This is a genomic window from Nonomuraea sp. NBC_00507, from assembly GCF_036013525.1.
Lineage (GTDB): Bacteria > Actinomycetota > Actinomycetes > Streptosporangiales > Streptosporangiaceae > Nonomuraea.
On the sequence record NZ_CP107853.1, the window covers coordinates 2,177,871 to 2,195,231 of the forward strand.

At 70.3% G+C, this 17,361-nt stretch carries 14 protein-coding genes; 5 read left to right on the forward strand and 9 right to left on the reverse strand.

All coding sequences use genetic code 11. From position 1 onward, the window contains the following. Nucleotides 1-22 precede the first annotated feature (22 nt). The 8 genes from OHA25_RS11110 to OHA25_RS11145 form a co-directional block, all read right to left on the reverse strand. Nucleotides 23-3,217 carry an ATP-binding protein gene (locus OHA25_RS11110; RefSeq protein WP_327587486.1) on the reverse strand — a complete coding sequence of 1,065 codons (3,195 nt, stop codon included), beginning with the start codon at nucleotides 3,215-3,217 and terminating at the stop codon, nucleotides 23-25. Nucleotides 3,218-3,280: 63 nt separating this feature from the next. After that, nucleotides 3,281-4,483, reverse strand: coding sequence for a cytochrome P450 (locus OHA25_RS11115; protein ID WP_327587487.1), 1,203 nt, complete (start codon nucleotides 4,481-4,483; stop codon nucleotides 3,281-3,283). A 94-nt stretch (nucleotides 4,484-4,577) separates the two neighbouring features. Beyond that, nucleotides 4,578-5,306, reverse strand: a complete 729-nt coding sequence (locus OHA25_RS11120; protein ID WP_327587488.1) for a class I SAM-dependent methyltransferase — start codon at nucleotides 5,304-5,306, stop codon at nucleotides 4,578-4,580. Between the two features lie 38 nt (nucleotides 5,307-5,344). Further along, entirely contained in the window at nucleotides 5,345-6,187 is an 843-nt protein-coding gene (locus tag OHA25_RS11125; protein WP_327587489.1) for an ABC transporter permease, read from the reverse strand. Beyond that, nucleotides 6,184-7,146 carry an ATP-binding cassette domain-containing protein gene (locus tag OHA25_RS11130; protein ID WP_327587490.1) on the reverse strand — a complete coding sequence of 321 codons (963 nt, stop codon included), beginning with the start codon at nucleotides 7,144-7,146 and terminating at the stop codon, nucleotides 6,184-6,186. Before OHA25_RS11130 ends, OHA25_RS11125 begins: the two co-directional genes overlap by 4 nt. Nucleotides 7,147-7,165: 19 nt before the next feature. Then, nucleotides 7,166-7,732, reverse strand: coding sequence for an NADPH-dependent FMN reductase (locus OHA25_RS11135; protein ID WP_327587491.1), 567 nt, complete (start codon nucleotides 7,730-7,732; stop codon nucleotides 7,166-7,168). A 164-nt stretch (nucleotides 7,733-7,896) separates the two neighbouring features. After that, a complete protein-coding gene (locus OHA25_RS11140; RefSeq protein ID WP_327587492.1) occupies nucleotides 7,897-8,373 on the reverse strand; it encodes a hypothetical protein in 477 nt (158 codons plus the stop codon). Between the two features lie 268 nt (nucleotides 8,374-8,641). Then, nucleotides 8,642-9,664: a LacI family DNA-binding transcriptional regulator gene (locus tag OHA25_RS11145; protein ID WP_327587493.1), complete on the reverse strand. Its 1,023-nt coding sequence runs from the start codon at nucleotides 9,662-9,664 to the stop codon at nucleotides 8,642-8,644. A 218-nt stretch (nucleotides 9,665-9,882) separates the two neighbouring features. Here OHA25_RS11145 and OHA25_RS11150 point away from each other — a divergent pair, with 218 nt between their 5' ends. From OHA25_RS11150 to OHA25_RS11170, 5 genes are all read left to right on the forward strand, one after another. Next, nucleotides 9,883-10,731 (forward strand): carbohydrate ABC transporter permease, encoded by an 849-nt coding sequence (locus tag OHA25_RS11150; protein WP_327587494.1) that lies wholly within the window; start codon nucleotides 9,883-9,885, stop codon nucleotides 10,729-10,731. Continuing rightward, complete coding sequence (locus tag OHA25_RS11155; RefSeq protein ID WP_327587495.1) at nucleotides 10,728-11,537, forward strand: carbohydrate ABC transporter permease; 810 nt, start codon at nucleotides 10,728-10,730, stop codon at nucleotides 11,535-11,537. The genes OHA25_RS11150 and OHA25_RS11155 overlap by 4 nt, the downstream gene beginning before the upstream one ends. Then, nucleotides 11,534-12,970, forward strand: a complete 1,437-nt coding sequence (locus tag OHA25_RS11160; protein ID WP_327587496.1) for a glycoside hydrolase family 43 protein — start codon at nucleotides 11,534-11,536, stop codon at nucleotides 12,968-12,970. The genes OHA25_RS11155 and OHA25_RS11160 overlap by 4 nt, the downstream gene beginning before the upstream one ends. Before the next feature lie 6 nt (nucleotides 12,971-12,976). After that, entirely contained in the window at nucleotides 12,977-14,272 is a 1,296-nt protein-coding gene (locus OHA25_RS11165; RefSeq protein ID WP_327587497.1) for an ABC transporter substrate-binding protein, read from the forward strand. 164 nt (nucleotides 14,273-14,436) lie between these two features. After that, a complete protein-coding gene (locus tag OHA25_RS11170; protein WP_327587498.1) occupies nucleotides 14,437-15,852 on the forward strand; it encodes a hypothetical protein in 1,416 nt (471 codons plus the stop codon). 47 nt (nucleotides 15,853-15,899) lie between these two features. Here OHA25_RS11170 and OHA25_RS11175 read toward each other — a convergent pair whose 3' ends face one another. Then, on the reverse strand, nucleotides 15,900-17,240 hold the full coding sequence (locus OHA25_RS11175; RefSeq protein ID WP_327587499.1) for a hypothetical protein: 1,341 nt from the start codon (nucleotides 17,238-17,240) through the stop codon (nucleotides 15,900-15,902). Nucleotides 17,241-17,361: the final 121 nt, after the last annotated feature.

Genomic DNA, 17,361 nt, shown 5'->3' on the forward strand with positions numbered 1-17,361 from the left:
CACGACACGTGGCGCTGAGCGCTCAGAGGCGCCAGGCGGTCTCGTCCTCCGGCTGGTAGCGGCACGTCGACCCGGTGGAGATGGAGGCGCGCAGGTGGGCGGCCAGCTCGGGGTGGGTGTGATCGAGTTTGCGGAGCACGTCGCGGATCCTGGCCGTGACCGTCTTGCGGGCCCGCTCGGCCTCATCTCCCAGACGGCGGGTACGGCCGCCGAGGCCCGCCGCCGCCCGCAGCTCCTCCAGCAGCGCCGCCCGCTCCCGGTCGAACTCGGCCGCCCGCCCGTCGTCGCCCCTCTCTACGGCCCGGTCGATCTCCTCGTCCAGCTGGGTCAGGCGACGCCGGTAGCGGGTCTTGGCCTCCTCGTCGAGGACGTCGTCGCCGCCCATCCGGCGGGCGGCCACGACGAGCTCGCCGCCTTCCGGGTCCAGCAGGCGTACGGCGGGCACGTCCTCGCGCGGGCGGCTGAGGAGGGTGTGCAGGTCGCGTAGGCCTTTCGCGTCCGGCATGTGTGCGGCTCGGCCGGCGAAGACCAGCGACCAGACTGCCCCATCCCGCCGGAATTCTGCGCTCGGCGCGTGCTGGGCCGGGTTTCTCGGCTGGGTCGGCCGCGGCGGGCGTATGGACTCCGGCACGTGTGGCATGCCCAGCTCGGCCGCGTCCCGGCGGACGCTGTCCAGGAGGGGTTTCGCCGCTTCCACGTCGCCGGGCGACGCGCGGGTGAGCAGCGTCTCGGCCAGGTGCGCCCGGGCCAGGACCGACCACGGCCGGGCCTGCATGCGGTCGGCGGAGCGGTAAGCGGCGGTGAGATTGTCGACGGCCGCGTCCCAGCGGCCCTCCGCCGCGTCCACCATGCCGAGCCACAGGTCGTAAGGCCCGCTGATGTCCCAGCCCAGCAGCGCCACCGCCCATTGTCCGCGGTGCGGGGACAGCGCGGCTCGGGCCGCGGCGCACAGCTCCGGGTCCTGGGTGGCCGCCGCCAGCTCGGCCTGCAGGCGCAGCCAGAGCGGCTGGGACATGCGGTCGCGGGGCTCGCCGTCGGCCAGGTGGTGCAGGGCGAGGTCGACGTCGCCGCTCTGCAGCGCCGTCAGCGCCTCCAGCAACCCTGGGCACGGGTGGCTGCTGCCTCTGAGCTCGTTGAGCATCTCCTCCTGCTCCTCGAGCCGGCCTTGTAGCCACGACATCGCCCAGCGGTGGTGCCGCAGCATGAAGACCATGTGGCCGTGGTGAGTGTCCAGGCGGACGTCCGACAGCAGTGTCTCGGCTTCGGCGAAGCGACCGGCGAGGGCCGCGATGATGCTTTCGTCGATCGCCGCGGTCATGACGAAGTGCGGTTGCTCGGTGCGGCGGCCCTTGGCGGCGTAGTCGTGGAAGTGGTCGAGGTAGCGGGGGTCGCCCTGCTCGATCATGGCCACCCAGCGCAGCGCCCTGGCGAAGTGCTCCAGCTCGGGGTCCGAGGTGCGGCGGGCGAGGGTGACCAGCTCGCCGGTCAGCGCCACGCGTTCGGCGGCGGTGCCCGGGCCCCAGATGATGTCGTGGTGCGCCCACAGGCTGAACGCCAGCGCGTCGTCGTCGCCTCCCTGCCTGGCCAGCTGGGCGAGGCGGACGACCAGGTCGAGCGCGAGCCGGTCGTCCGGCGCCGGGCCGCCGACCAGTCTGGCGTGGGCCTGTCTCAGCCGGTCGAGGGCCTTGTCGCGGCCGTAGTGGGAGCGGAGGGTCAGGGCGACGCGGGCGGGCAGCTCGGCGTCGTCGAGGTCGTCGGCGATGGCGGCGGCCTGCTCGAAGAGGCGCTGTGCCTCGTCGCCTGCGCCCGTGTGGTGCAGCTCCTTGCCGAGCTCGAGTGCGACGATCGCGTGGGTGCGGGGATCGGCGGCGGCGCTCACCTCGTATGCCCGCCGCAGGTGGCCCAGCTGCTCCTCGCCCGCCATCCGGCCCCGCGCGTCCCGGGCCGCGGCGAGCAGCAGGCCCGTCGCCCGGCCGGGGTCGATGTGGTCGCCCGCCAGGTAAGCGTGCCTGGCCAGGTCGCTCGGCAGGATCCTGCCCACCAGGCCGGAGGAGTCCGCGAGGCCGGGTGCGCGATCGAGGGCGGTGACCACTGCGGCGTGCAGGTCGCGTGGGTCGGCCAAAGAGTCGTAGAGGGTCTCGCGGACCAGGTCGTGGGCGAAGGCGAACGCGCCGCCGCCCTTGGTCACCACGAGCCTCGCCACCACGGCCAGCTCCAGCAACCGGTCCACATGCGCGACCGGCGCCGCCACAGTCGCGGCCAGCACCTGCCGGTGGAACTCGCGCCCCAGCACGGCCGCCGCCGGCAGCAACTCGGCGACCGGCCGCGGCAACAGGGAGAGGCGGCGCAGTAGCGCGTCGCGGATGCCGGGCGCGACGGCGGTGGCCGAGCCGCCGCTGCGCCACAACCGGGCGGTCTGCTCGACGAAGAACGGATTGCCGCCCGTGCGCAGATGGACCTCGGCGACCAGGTCGGGCGGTGGCTCCTGGCCGGCGGTGCGGGCCATGAGCGCCGCGACCCCCGCCTCGTCGAGGCCGGTGAGCGTGATGGTGGTGGCCTTGGCGACGAGCGGTGACAGCAGGTCGCGCAGCGGGTGGTCGACCGGCTCCACCTCGGCGTCGCGGTAGGTGCCGATCAGCAGCAGCCGCTCGAACCAGGTCTGCTGGGCCGCGAACTCCAGCAGCCGCAGCGAGGCGGGGTCGGCCACGTGCAGGTCGTCGATGACGATGACGACCGGGCGGCGCTGCGCGAGCGCGACCAGGGCGGAGGTGACGGCGTCGTAGAGCCTGAAGGTGTCGGGGACCTCGTCCCCGCCCGGGGTGACCGTGAGGAAGGGGGACTGCCCCTGCCGAGCCTGGTCACCGTCCGGCATCGGGGCCTCGCCGAGGAGAGCGGCCAGGCTGGCGCCCGCGGCCGCCTGCGCCGCGGCCCACTCCTCCGGCTCGGCCCCGCGGCGCAGGGCCCGGATGACCTGGGTCCACGGCCAGTAGCCCGGCGCGCTGCCGGAGTCCCAGCACGCGCCGCCCACCACCAGCGCGCCCTGCCGCCTGGCCTCGCGCGCCGCGCTCGTGACGAGCGTGGTCTTGCCGATGCCCGCCTCGCCGGTGACCAGCACCAGGCCGCCGTGGCTACCGATCAGCCGGGTGATCTCGGCACGCAGCAACGCGGCAGGGTGGTCCCTGCCGATGAGCTCGTGTGTGGCGGCGTCGATAGGCATGACGGTTCCTCACGCTACCCGCCGCCACTGACAAAGCCGCCGACAAAGCCACCGGCACCTCCGCTACCAGGCGACCTCCAGGGAGGACAGGCCGTAGACAATGCTGGACGAGCGGAACTGCGGTGTGTTCTCTGTGGGGCGCAACCCGGGGAAACGCCGGAACAGCGCGGGGAAGGCGATCTTCAGCTCCATGCGGGCGAGCGGGGCACCCAAGCAGTGGTGGACGCCGTGACCGAAGGCCACGTGGCCGGGCAGGCCGCGTACGAGGTCGAACGTGTCCGCGTCCGCCATGAGCCCAGGGTCGCGGTTGGCGGCGGACAGCGCGCAGATCACCAGGTCGCCGGCCGCGATCTTCTTCCCGCCGAGTTCGACATCGGTCGTGGCGACCTTGGTGGTGCCCGAGTTCACGATGCTGAGCCAGCGCAGCAGCTCCTCCACCGCGCCGTCGATCCGCTCGGGCTCCTTCTTCAGCAGCTCCAGCTGCTCGGGGTGGCGCAGCAGCGCCAGCGTGCCCAGGGAGAGCATGTTGGAGGTGGTCTCGTGCCCGGCGAACAGCAGCAGGCTCCCGATGCCGATGAGCTCGTCGGTCGTCAGGTCGTCGCCGTGCTCGCGGACCAGCATGCCGAGCAGGTCCTCACCCGGGTCCGCCTGGATGCGCCGGACCAGGTCCTCCATGTAAGCGCGCGCCTGGAACTGCAGCCCCACCCGCTCCTCGGCGGGCACGGTCATGTCGAGCATCCTGCTGGAGCGGTACTGAAAGCCCTCGCGCTCCTCGTACGGGACGCCGAGCAGCTCGCAGATCACCAGCGACGGGATCGGCAGCGCGAACGACGACACCAGGTCGGCCGGGGACCCGGCGGCCTCCATCGCGTCCAGGTGGTCGTCGATGATGCGCTTGATCCGCGGCTCCAGACGGCGCATGCGCCGGATCGTGAACTCGGGGGTCAGCATGCGCCGCAGCCGCGTGTGCTCGGGCGGGTCCACGCCGATCAGGTTCCCTGAGTTGATCTTGGCGAGCTGCTCCTTGGTCAGCTCCGGCGCTCCGGGGAGCCGGGCGATGGTCTGTGGTGCGATCTTGAACCGCTCGGCGTCGCCGAGCACCTCGCGTACGTCCGCGTACCGGGTCACGAGCCAGGCCTCCGCCCCGCCGCCGTACACGCTGGGGACCCGCTTGACCCCCTCCTCGTCACGTGCCGCCGCCAGCTCCGGAGCCGGGTCGAACTCCACCCGCCGCATGTGCAGCGGCATCGCCGAGGACTCGGTCATGGGGAACCCCTTGATGATCGTCGTTGGTCGCGTAAACCGTAACAACCCTGGAGGGCCCGTTCCAGTGTGATCGCCGATCAGATATGAGACCGAATCACGTCTTCCGCCACACTGATACGTGGCTGCGGCTCTCGCCGGTGAAGGGCTCGCGTTTCCAGCCGGCCCAGCGCTCGTGCAACGTCATCCCGGCCAGCCGCGCCATCAGATCCAGCTCCGCCGGCCACACGTAGCGGTGCGGCGTCGAGCGGGTCTCGAGCTGACCGTCCACCACCCAGTAGTGATGGGAGTACGCGATCTGGGTCGCGACGTCGTACTCCTCGAAACCCAGGTGCTCGGGCGTCACGGTGAACGGGTGGACGGTCTGGCCGGGCGGGAGCCGGCGCAGCTCGGGGACGTACACCTCGATGACGAAGCAGCCGCCGGGCTCCAGTTGCGCCGCCACCGAGCGGAAGCACTCGACCTGCTCGTCCTGCGTCGTCAGGTTGGTGATCGTGTTGCGCACCAGGTACGCCACCTTGAAGGGCCCGCTCACCCTGGTGGTCGCGAAGTCGCCGATCGTCACGCCGACGCTCTCGGAGCCGGGGGCGACCCGCAGCCGCGCCGCCATGGCCGGGGACAGCTCGATCCCGTGCACGGGGACACCGCGCCGGCTGAGCGGCAGGGCGATGCGGCCGGTGCCGACGCCCAGTTCGAGAGCGGCGCCGGATCCGGCCAGCTCGGCGAGGAAGTCCACCACCGGATCGACCACCGCCGGGTCGAACAGTTCAGGCCACTTGGCTTCGTACGTCTCCGCGGTCCGTTCGTCGAAGCTGTTCTCTGGCATAACCCATCTGTGCCCGGGGGACCGGGCACAGACGCGGCCTACTTGCGGTTGTACAGCCGCATGGTCAGCGTGCCGAAGACCGCGATCAGTACCCCCGAGGACACCAGGACCCATGTGATCTCCCCGGCGTCCGGCGTGCCGCCCATCAGGGACCGTACGGCGCTCACCAGGTGGGTGATCGGGCTGGCGTTCACGAACACCTGCAGCCAGCCCGGCATGGTGGACGGATCGACATAGACGTTGCTCAGGAAGGTCAGCGGCATCAGCACCAGCATGCTGACCCCCATCACCGACTTCTCGCTGCGCATCAGCAGCCCGAACATGGTCCACAACCAGGAGAACGCGAACGAGAAGGCGAGCAGGAGCAGGATCCCGCCCACCGCGCCGGTGACCCCGCCCTGCGGGCGGAAGCCCAGCACCAGCCCGATCGCCAGGATGACGACCGAGGCGATCGTGTAGCGCAGCAGGTCGCCCAGCAGGTAACCGACCATGGTGGACGGCCGCCAGATCGGCAGGGTCCGGAAGCGGTCGAAGACCCCCTTCTCGATGTCCTTGTTGACCTCCACACCGGTGTACATAGTGATCATCACGACGCTCGTCACCATGATGCCCGGCAGCAGGAACTGCAGGTATTCGGTCGGCGACCCGGCCAGCGCGCCGCCGAACAGGTACGTGAACATCAGCGTCATCATCAGGGGGAACGCCGTCACGTCGAAGAGCTGCTCGGGCACGTGCTTGATCTTCAACATCGCCCGCCAGCCGAACGTGACCGACGCCGACCAGGCGCTCGGCCGCGGCGGTCTCGCCCCCGGCGCCAGGACCGTGCCCAGGGCGTCCGCCGCGGGCGCATACGTGGTGCCGCTCTCGGTTGTGGTGCTCATGCTGCCGCCTCCTCGGTGGCGCGGTGGTCGGTGAGTGCCAGGAAGACCTCGTCCAGGCTGGGCTGGCCGAGGGAGAAGTCGTCGACGACGATGCCGGCCTCGGCCAGCCGGTGGAGGGCACGCGAGGCCTGCTCCGCCTCGTTGCCGCTGCCCGTGACGCGTGCGGTCAGGGCGACCGGGTCGGACTCCAGGTAGACGGGCGCGTCCAGGGTTTCGGCCAGCACCCGCTCGGCGTCGGGGCGGGTGGCCGGGTCACGCAGCCGTACGTGGACCGAGCCCGCGCCGACGGACGACTTGAGCTCGCCCGGAGTGCCCTCGGCGATGACCCTGCCGTGGTCGATGACCGCGATGCGGCTCGCGAGCCGGTCGGCCTCCTCCAGGTATTGCGTGGTCAGCAGCACCGTGGTGCCGTGGGCCACGACGATGCGGACGATGTCCCAGACGTTGTTGCGGCTGCGCGGGTCCAGCCCCGTGGTCGGCTCGTCGAGAAAGAGCAGGTCGGGCGTGTTGAGGATGCTGGCCGCGATGTCGATGCGCCGCCGCATGCCGCCCGAGTACGTCTTGACCTGCCGCTCCCCGGCCTCCGACAGCCCGAACGCCTCCAGCAGTTGCGCCGCCCGCTCCTTGGCGGCGGGCTTGCGGTGGCCGAGCAGGCGGGCGAGCAGGATCAGGTTCTCCTCGCCGGTCATCTCCTCGTCCACGGAGGCGTACTGGCCGGTCAGGCTCACCCGGCTCCGTACGGCGTCCGCCTCGTGCACCACGTCGTGCCCGAACACGCTCGCCTGACCGCCGTCCGGTTTCAGCAGCGTGGCCAGCATGCGCACCGCGGTCGTCTTGCCCGCGCCGTTGGGGCCGAGCACGCCGTACACGGCGCCGGCCGGCACCTTGAGGTCGAGCCCGTCGACGGCCCGTGTGTCGCCGAAGGTCTTGACCAGTCCTGAGGTCTCTATCGCCAGCATGATCGTCCTTTCCTTGAAGTCACGAGACGTACGGCTGGGCGCGGCGGGCGTCCCGCAGGGCGCGGCCCCACCACGTGAGCTGGTCGAGCATGGCCGCGATCGCACGCAGCCGGTCGTCGGTGTCGCGGGGCCGCCCGCATCCCTCGAAGCCCTCCCCGAGCAGGTCCAGCCCTACCCAGTCGCGCATGGTGACGGCGTGCAGGGCGCAGAAGACCGTACGGAGCTGCTCGACCGCGTAGAGTCCGGCCGAGCCTGAGCCGTAGGCCACGAATCCGACCGGCTTGGCCTGCCACTCGTCGTAGGCGAAGTCGATCGCCTGCTTGAGCGAGGCGGGGAAGCTGCGGTTGTACTCGGGCGTCACCACCACGAACGCCTCCGCGCCGCCGACCGCCGCAGTGAAGCCGCGCATGGCGGGGGTGGCGGCGGCCGGATAGCAGCCAGGAAAGGCGTACCCGGCCAGGTCGAGCACGTCGACCGCGAGGTCCTCACGGCAGCGGGCGCGCTCGGCGAACCAGTGCCCGACCGCGTCGCCGACGCGTCCGACCCGGGTGCTGCCGATGATCACCGCTACCCGCAACGGGCTCATGGTCCGCCCCTCCTCCCTTCTGCGCCGTCACTCTCCAGACGCGAGAAAGGCCGCTAGATCAGATCTAGCGGCCTGGAGGCACACAAAAATGACCCCGCCGAGACCAGCAGGGGAGAGGGATCCAATGCGCTGGTCTCGGCGGGGTGGCTCGGGAAGGGGTACGGTCACCGCCCGTCGTGGTGGCGGTCGTCACGCGGCTTCTTGGCGTCGACCACGGTGAACGAGGCGGTGGCGACCTTGTTGCCGACCTTGACGGTCACGGTCTTCTTGCCCGGCTTGGACTTGGCCGGCGCGGTCAGCGTGAGAGTGGCGCGGCCGCCGGACAGCGCCACCCGGTACGTCTTGCCCTCAGGGCTCGTCACCGTGGCCCTGCCCGAGGAAACGCCCTTGGCCACGATCGTCACCTCGTAGGTGCCGCCGGCCCGCACGCGGCCGGGCTCCACGGAGACCTTGACCGCGACCCGGCGCTTGGCGTCCTGGTCCCATGCCGGGTACACATTCACGGTCTGCGCCGGATCCAGCGTCGTGATCGTCACTGTGGGCTGGGGCTTGGGCGTGTCCGCGAGGGCGGCGCCCGAGAACGGCAGGGTGAGCAGGGCCGCGCTGACGAGGGTCACGGTGAGGGGCTTGGCGAAGCGCACGAGTCAACAATCCAATCCGGGACGGACCTGGCCGAACATCTGTATTCGGCTCCCGAAGGCCGTCCTCATGCCGAACACTCTGCAAGCCGAATCTAAGAGCGATCTGTCACGACCATGTGAATCGCATGAGCGCAGCTCATGGCCCTGGCCTGTATTCCGTGATCTCCACCACACGACTCAAACCCTCATCCACGGCAGAAGCTGCGCCGCAAGATCGACGCCGAGTATGGGCCGATGATCCATACGGTGCGTGGCGCGGGCTACATGCTCAGACCCGCGGGGACCCACCCGTGCTCGATCTGATGACGAGGGCCGTGGGCAACTCCGTGCGGGTCGCGGGCGCGCCGGACAGCAGCGCGGTCAGGGCGGCGGAGCCCAGCTCGGGCCACGGCTGGCGGACGGTCGTCAGCGCCGGTGAGACATGCTCGGCCGCCCACGAGTCGTCGTAGCCGACCACGCTCACGTCGTCGGGCACATGGAGCCCATGCTCGCCGAGGGCCTGGTAGACCCCGACGGCCATCGAGTCGGAGCAGGCGAAGACGGCGGTCGGCGGCTCGGGGAGCGTGGCGAGCAGTTCCTTGGTGGCCCGCGAGGCACTCTCGGTCTGGAAATATCCGCACACCTCCCACCGCGGGTCCACCCGTAGCCCGGCCGCGGCCATGGCCTCGCGGTAGCCGGCCAGCCGCTCGGCCGCGCATGGCACCCCCGGGCGGCCGGTGACGATGGCGATGCGCTCGTGTCCGAGGTTGATCAGGTGCTCGGTGGCGGTCCTGGCGCCGGCCCGGTTGGCCGAGACGACGACCGGCACCCCGGGCGAGGGCTTGCGCCGGGGGTCCACGATCACCGCCGGGATTCCGCGGTCGGCGAGCCACGTCCGCTGCGTGGCGGTCGGCGACGTGCGCACCAGCAGCACGCCCGCGCTGTCGCGGGCACTGATCCGGTCCAGCCAGGCAGGCGGCGGCTGGCCGTTCTTGGTGCGGTCGACCACCGCGGAGACCACCAGGTCCACGCCCAGCCGCCAGGCCGCGTCCTCGACGCCGCCGAGGATCGCCAGCGCGTACACCGAGTCCAGGCCCTGCAGCATGACGTCGACCAGGCTGCCGCGCGCCGGCTTGACGCGCTGTCTGGGGTAGCCGCGCCGCTCCAGCACCTCGGCGATCAGGCGGCGGGTGTGGGGGGAGACGTCGGATCTGCCGTTGAGCGCTTTGGAAACGGTTGCGACGGACACGCCGGCCTCACGGGCGATCACCGCTAGCTTGGGAAGCGGCTGGGGCTGGTCGTCGGCGGTCATGTCCCCACTTTCCTCCGCGTGCCGGGTAAAAGGCCAGGCCATGAGACCGAAAATTTCGAGATTTCGGCATTTGCCCTGATGGTGGCGCCGGCGCGCTCCCGCGCCATTGACGTTGCCGTCGTGCTACCGCAACGTTTCCTGCAACCGATTGCACCCCTGCCCCGAAGGAGTCGTGCACGTTGGCGCCACCACGCCGAGCGGGACCTTGGACACCATATGTGCTGATCGCGCCGTCGTTGATCGCGATGCTCGGGTTCCTCGTCTACCCGATGGGCAGCGTGCTGTACTACAGCCTCCAGCACTACAACGTGACCAAACCCTGGGACAACGGCTTCGCCGGGCTGGAGAACTTCCGCACGCTGCTGTTCGAGGACCCGATCTTCTGGCAGAGCCTCGGCTTCAGCGTCAAGTGGGTGGTCGTCGAGGTCGTGCTGCAGTTGCTGCTCGGGCTCGCGCTCGCACTGATCGTCAACGAGAGCTTCGTCGGCCGGGCGTTGTCACGGGCGCTGGTCTTCTCCCCGTGGGCGGTCTCCGGGGTGCTGACCACCGCGATCTGGGTGCTGCTGTACAACCCGTTCACCGGGATGTCGCGCTATCTGGCGGACATGGGGTTGATGGAGTATGGAGCGGCCCCGCTGGCGAACCCGGACACCGTGTTCTGGGCGGCCGTGCTGGCCGAGCTGTGGCGCGGGGTGCCGTTCTTCGCCATCCTGCTCCTGGCCGACCTGCAGTCGGTGTCGAAGGACCTGTACGAGGCCGCCGCCGTGGACGGCGCGAGCCGCATGCGCCGATTCCTGCACATCACGCTGCCGCATCTGCGGGACGCGATCATCCTGTCCACGCTGCTGCGCTCGGTGTGGGAGTTCAACAACGTCGACCTGCTCTACACGCTGACCGGCGGCGGTCCCGCGCACCAGACCACCACACTGCCGCTGTACGTCGCCCAGCAGGCCGCCCAGTCGCACAACTTCGGTTACGCGACCGCGTTGACCACGGTGGCGTTCCTGATCCTGACCTTCTTCTCCATCGCCTACCTGCGGCTGAGCAAGTTCGGAGCCAAGTCATGAGGGGGGCGCGCCGCTGGCAGATCTACGTCCCGCTGGGCCTGTACCTGCTGTTCACGCTGGTGCCCTTCTACTGGATGCTGGTCTTCGCGTTCCGGCCGAGGGGATCCACGTCGATCCTCCCGTGGCCGATCACGTTCGAGCACTTCGACACGGTCTGGAATGGGATGGGGTTCGCCGTCTTCTTCCAGAACAGCCTGCTCGTCGGCCTCGCCTCGCTGGTCGCCACCACGGTCGTCGCCCTGGCCGGCGGGTACGCCCTGGCCCGTTACAACTTCCGCGGCAAGGCCGCGTTCATGGTGGGGATGCTCTGCACGCAGTTCATCCCGGGCGCCCTGATGATCATCCCGCTGTTCGAGATCTTCCGCACGCTGTCGCTGACCAACTCGCTGTGGAGTCTGGTCATCGCGGAGACGGTCTTCCAGCTGCCGCTCTCGCTGATCCTCATCAGCGGCTTCATCAGGAACATCCCGTACGAGCTCGAGCAGGCGGCCTGGGTGGACGGCTGCTCGCGGCTGCGGGGTTTCCTCGCCGTCGTGCTGCCGCTGCTGCGCCCGGCGCTGGTGGCGGTGGGTTCGTTCGCCTTCATCCACAGCTGGAACAACTTCCTTTTCGCCCTCATGTTCATCAACGACCAGGAGAAATTCACCGTGCCCGTGGGCTTGGCCTACAACCTCGGCGAGAACAGCGTCGACTTCGGCGCTCTGGCGGCCGGCGGCGTCGTCGCCGCGTTGCCCGTCGTGATCGTCTTCGCCTTCATCCAGCGTTACCTCGTCCAGGGAATGTCGGCCGGGGCGGTGAAGGGATGACCGGTGACGAGATGACGGGGACCTACCGCAACCCGGTGCTGAACGCCGACTGGTCCGACCCGGACGTGATCCGGGTGGGGGAGGACTTCTACCTGACGGTCTCGACCTTCACCAAGGTGCCGGGGCTGCCGATCCTGCACTCGCGTGACCTGGTCAACTGGACGATCATCGGGCACGCGGTGACCAGCGGCTACGACGACGTGCGGCCCGGCTGCGGGGTGTGGGCGCCGTCGCTGCGGCACCACGACGGCCGGTTCTGGATCTTCTACGGCGACCCGGACGTGGGCATCTGCCAGGTCAGCGCCGAGGACCCGCGCGGCCCGTGGAACGAGCCGCACGTCGTCAAGCCCGGGCTCGGGCTGATCGACCCGTGCCCGTTGTGGGACGACGACGGGCAGGCGTACGTGGTGCACGGCTGGGCCAGGAGCCGCGCCGGGATCAACAACCGGCTCACCCTGCACCGCATGTCGCCCGACGCCCGCACCGTGCTGGACGACGGCACGCTGATCATCGACGCCGACCTGCTGCCGGGCTACCGCACGCTGGAGGGCCCCAAGCTGTACAAACGTGACGGCGTCTACTGGATCTTCGCGCCGGCGGGCGGCGTGGAGAACGGCTGGCAGTCGGTGTTCCGCGCCGAGTCGATCTTCGGCCCGTACGAGGACCGCATCGTGCTGCGGCAGGGCGGCACCGACATCAACGGCCCGCACCAGGGTGGCTGGGTGGACACCCCGACCGGCGAGCACTGGTTCATGCACTTCCAGGACCGCGGCCCCTACGGCCGGGTCGTCCACCTGCAGCCCATGGCGTGGAACGACGGCTGGCCGGTCATGGGCGCCGACGGCGAGCCGGTGCCGGGCGCGCCCATGCCGGTCCCCGGCGGCACCCCCAGCAGGCCCGCCACCTCCGACGACTTCTCCGGACCCGAGCTGGGGCTGCAGTGGAGCTGGCAGGCCAACCCCGATCCGTCCTGGTGGGAGCTGCGCGACGGCACGCTGCGCCTGACCTGCGTGCCCGGACCGGACGACCTCAGGCAGCGCCCGTCGGTGCTCGGGCAGCGGCTGCCCGGCGACCCCTGCACGGTCACCACCACCGTGACTCTCGAAGGCGAGGGCCGTGCGGGCCTGGCCGTGGTCGGCGACACCTATGCCTGCGTCGCGCTGGAGAGCACCCCGGACGGCGCCCGTCTGGTCTGCGGGGATGCCGAGCCCGTGCCCGTCGAGGCGGGCGCGCCCATCACCATCGGCGCGCGGATCGGGGAAGGCGCCCTCGTCACGTTCCTGGCCGACACCGGGGACGGCCCGCGCAAGGTCGGCGAGCCCTTCCAGGCCACGCAGGGCCGGTGGGTCGGCGCCGTCATCGGACTGTTCGCCGCGGGCAGCGGGACCGGCCAGGCGATCTTCGACGCGTTCACCGTGGACATCGAAAGGTAGGAGCCAATGAGACGACGTGTGGTGCCGGGCGCGTTCCTGGCCGTAGCCGTGCTGGCCGCGCTGGCCGGATGCGGCTCGGACGCGGGCTCAGGCGGCAAGACCGAGATCACCTTCTGGGACACCAACGCCGGGCCGTCCCGTACGCCGATCTGGCAGCACGCGATCGCCGAGTTCGAGAAGGCCAACCCGACCATCAAGGTCAAATACGTGGGCGTCCCCATCGCCCAGGCGCCGCAGAAGCTCGACACGGCCATCGCCGGCGGCGGCGTGCCGGACGTGGCCGACATCTCCACCTCAGGGCTGGGCAACCTCGTCGCGCAGAAGGCGCTCGAACCGGTGGACCAGCGCATCGCCGCGAATCCCGCCTTGAACGGCAAGTTCAACGAGGCGCTGCTGACCACCGTCAAGAACGTGGTGCCGGACGGGAAGACCTACATCTACCCGCTGTCCACGAACGCGGGCGCGTTCTGGTACCGCAAGGACTGGTTCAAGGAAGCCGGGCTGGAGCCGCCGAAGACGTGGAGCGAGTTCTTCACGGCGGTGGACAAGCTGACCAACGCGAAGGAGAACCGGTTCGGCTTCACCATCCGCGGCGGCGCCGGCTCGATCGCCCAGATGCTGGAGGTCGTCTACGGTCAGTCCGGCGTCACGGAGTTCTTCGACGCCGCGGGCAAGTCCACGATCAACGACCCGCGCAATGTGACGGCGCTGGAGAGGTACGCCGGTCTCTACAAGAAGAACACGCCCGAGGGCGACCTGCAGAACGACTACGTCAAGATGGTCGCCCAGTTCGACACGGCGGGCAGCATCGCCGTCATGCAGCACAACCTGGGCTCCTATCAGGACCACATGAAGGCCCTGGGAGCCGAGAAGGTGGCCTCGTTCTCGGTGCCGAAGTCCGACTCCGGCACCCAGGCCGTGCTGTCCAACCCCGTCGGCGGCGTCGGCGTCTTCGCGGCGGGCGAGAACAAGGACGCGGCGTTCAAGCTCGCCGAGTTCCTCACTTCGAAGGACATGGGCGGCTACATCGCGGAGAAGACCGGTGTCATCCCGGCCAACACCGAGGCGCAGAGCAACCAGGCCCCGCACATCGTCGAGGCACAGCGGGTGATGAACGACCCGGCCACCAAGGTCGTGCAGATGCCCTACCACCTGCCGGAGTTCAACGAGATCACCAAGACCTGGGCGGAGCCGCTGTTCCAGAAGGTGCTGCTCGGCGAGCTGAGCGCCAAGGACTTCCTGGACCAGTTCGCGGCGAAGCTGACCGAGGCACAGGCCGGATACAAGGAGCGGCACGGCTGACGTAGAAGGACAACCGGTGTGGGCCGGATAGGACCTTTACCTGGCCCACCGTCCAACCCCAGCGTATTCATGCCGACACGCACAGTTACTATGTGTCACGTTCGTGCATGTACGCATCGTGCGGGCGCGTCCCAAAAGGAGCGGCCCGTACCCGGGGGGATGAAATGAACGACGACGACACTACGGCTGACAGGGCAGACATCGCAGAGGAAATCGGCATCGAGGCCGAGGAGCCGCTGCTGCACGCGCAGGACGACCCGGTGGCCGCTGCGGCGGTCGACTTGGCCGTGGAGATCGAGCTGTTGGAGAAGGACGACCTCGCGGACCGTGCGGCCGCCGAGGCCGAATGGCTGGCGGCCAAGGGGGAGAGCGAACGCCAGATCGCCGAGCTGGATCTCAAGGACCAGGACCGCATCCGCCGGGTGCAGAGCGAGCTGCGTGCCCTCGGCGCCGACGTCTGGCCGGTCGCCAGATGGTGGGGCTTCGAGATCAGCCTCAACGAGAACGGCGGGGTGCGCGCCGCCGAGATCTCGAAGGCGATCGGTGAGCTCGCGGGCATCGTGCTCGGCGGCTGGCTCGCGCCGATCGTCGAGCGGTCGGTCAAGGGCAAGGCCGACTGGATCACCTCGATTGCCCGGCCGTACGGCGTCAAGCTGGTCTCGTCCTGGACCACGCCCGCCGCGCTCATCCCGGTCCGCGTGGGTGGCGCGCCCGACGGCGACGCCCGGCTGTGGTGGGCGGTCTATGAGCCCGGCGAGGGGTGGAGCGACGACCAGCGGTTCGTCGATCATTTCACGGCCTCGGGACCGGCCGTCGCCGAGTTCAAGGACCGGCTGTACGTCGCCCACCGCGGCAACGACGGCGACTCCGCCCTGTGGTGGACGGCCTATGACGCGGAGCAGGGGTGGAGTGAGGACCAGCGCTTCCCCAAGCACTTCAGCGCGAGTGCGCCGGCGTTGGCGGCGTACGACGGGCAGCTTTACTGTGTGCACCGGGGCGGCGGCGACGACAATCTTTGGTGGACACGGTGGGACGGCTCCAAGTGGAGCCAGGACGTCAAGCTGCCCAAGCACTTCAGCGCGAGCGCGCCGGCGTTGGCGGCGTACGACGGGCAGCTCTACTGCGTGCACCGGGGCGGCGACGACGACAACCTTTGGTGGACCGTCTGGGACGGCGCCAAGTGGAGCGCCGACCAGCGTTTGTCCGGCCACGCCAGCCGGTCCAACCCGGCGCTGGCGGCGTACAGGGGCCACCTCTACTGTGTGCACCGCGGCGCGGGCGAGGACACGTCTCTGTGGTGGACCCGCTGGGACGGCTCGAGCTGGAGCGCCGACCAGCGGCTGCCCGGCCATTTCGCCGCCGAGGGCCCGGCTTTGACCGTCTACAAGGACCGGCTCTACGTCGTGCACCGCGGCGCGTCGGACCAGAGCCTGTGGTGGGCCTCCTTCGACGGCTCCAGCTGGAGCCCCGATGAGCGGCTGTCCGCGCACCACAGCGCCGAGGCGCCGGCCGCCATCGCCTTCCGCGACAAGAACGCCACCCGCGACCAGCTCCTGGTCGTGCACCGAGGCAACCGCTGAGGCGCCGGGTGCCGGCTCCGCCGAGCCGGCACCCCCTCAGGGGTCGCTCACCAGCCGGCCAGCTGCGCCACGAACCACTCGACCAGCGCCTTGGAGACCGCGCCGTGGGGGTGGTTGCCGGTGTCGCAGCAGAACGTGTCGAGGAACGTGTCGTCCTTGGACAGCTCCCGCAGGTCGGTGTAGAGGTCGGCCTGCCAGTGGCGCGGATCCCTGGCCAGCGCGACCGCGCTGACCGACGGGACGAAACAGGTGCCGCGGAAGCGGTCCTGGACGGGCAGCCCCATCGCGTCGGCGACCCGCCCGAACGCGTCCAGAGTCCCGCCGGGCGCCCCGTCGAACGCGGCCACGTGCGAGGTCGCGCTCGTCCACACCGGCTCGCCGAAGCCGATCGCGCCGACGTTCCGCAGCTCGCCCATGTCGGGTTGGATCCTGGCGACCATTCGCAGCGGCCCTTCGCCCAGGTCGAGAACGGGCGTGCCGGGCTTCAGATGCGGTCCGCTGCCGTCGCCGGTCCCGTTGGCCAGGCCCAGCTTGTACGGCCGCATCGGGAACCACCCGATTCTGCGGAGATCGTCCAGGAACTCCTTCCGTAGCGGACTGGCGGTCACCTGGCCCGAGTAGCTCGCGCTCTCGGCCCAGGCCCACAGCAGCTGCTGCGCCGCCGGGCTGCGGATCAGCTCGGCCTGCCCGGCCCCGTCGTGCCGCGGCTGCAGCGACTCGTGCAGGTAGGCCAGTTGCTGGAGCACCAGCGGGATCCAGGCGCCGAGGTGCGGGGTGTCGTAGGAGAAGTACTTGTCGGTCTGGTGGTCGATCCGCTCGCTCTCCATGCGGGCCAGCGCGTAGCGGGTGACCAGGCCGCCCATGCTGGCCCCGCCGACCACGAGCGGGGTGTCGCCCTGCCGCTCGGCCAGTGCCCGCAGAACGCAGGCGACCGCCACGCCCGCGTTGGCCTGCATGTAGGTCTGCCGCTGGTCGAAGCCCAGCAACACGACGTCGATGCCCAGCGTCCGCAGCTGGTCGAGGAGGCCGGGGACACCCTTCTCGTACGGGGCGTTGAAGTGCCGCCACATCGCGTTCAAGTCGCTGGGCCCGTAGTTGAAGCCGTCGGCGAAGATCAGCGGCCGGGCCAGCGCGGAGTGCGCCTCTGCCAGGTAGACGTGGGCCCGGCCGGTCGCGATGTGCCCCCGATGCGGCTTGTCGCCCACGAGCTCCCACACGAAGTCGGGCCTGGCCGCCTCGCCCGCGCCGGAGCTCGGCGCCGGCGGGGTGGCGAACCACACCCCCGGGTCGCCGAGCGCGCTCGCCACCCGCTGGACCTGCTCCGGGGTCAGGCTGCCCTCGATGGTCCTGGCGTTGATCTCGACGTCGATCCTGGGTTCCTCTGCCATGGTGGATCCCCTCCCACCTGCTCAATGACGTGTGATCACTCACAGTAATCGAGCAGGTGGGAGGGGTGGCGGCGGCCGGGGCCCCGGCGCGTCACGCAGCTCACCGCGTTCCACGGATCGA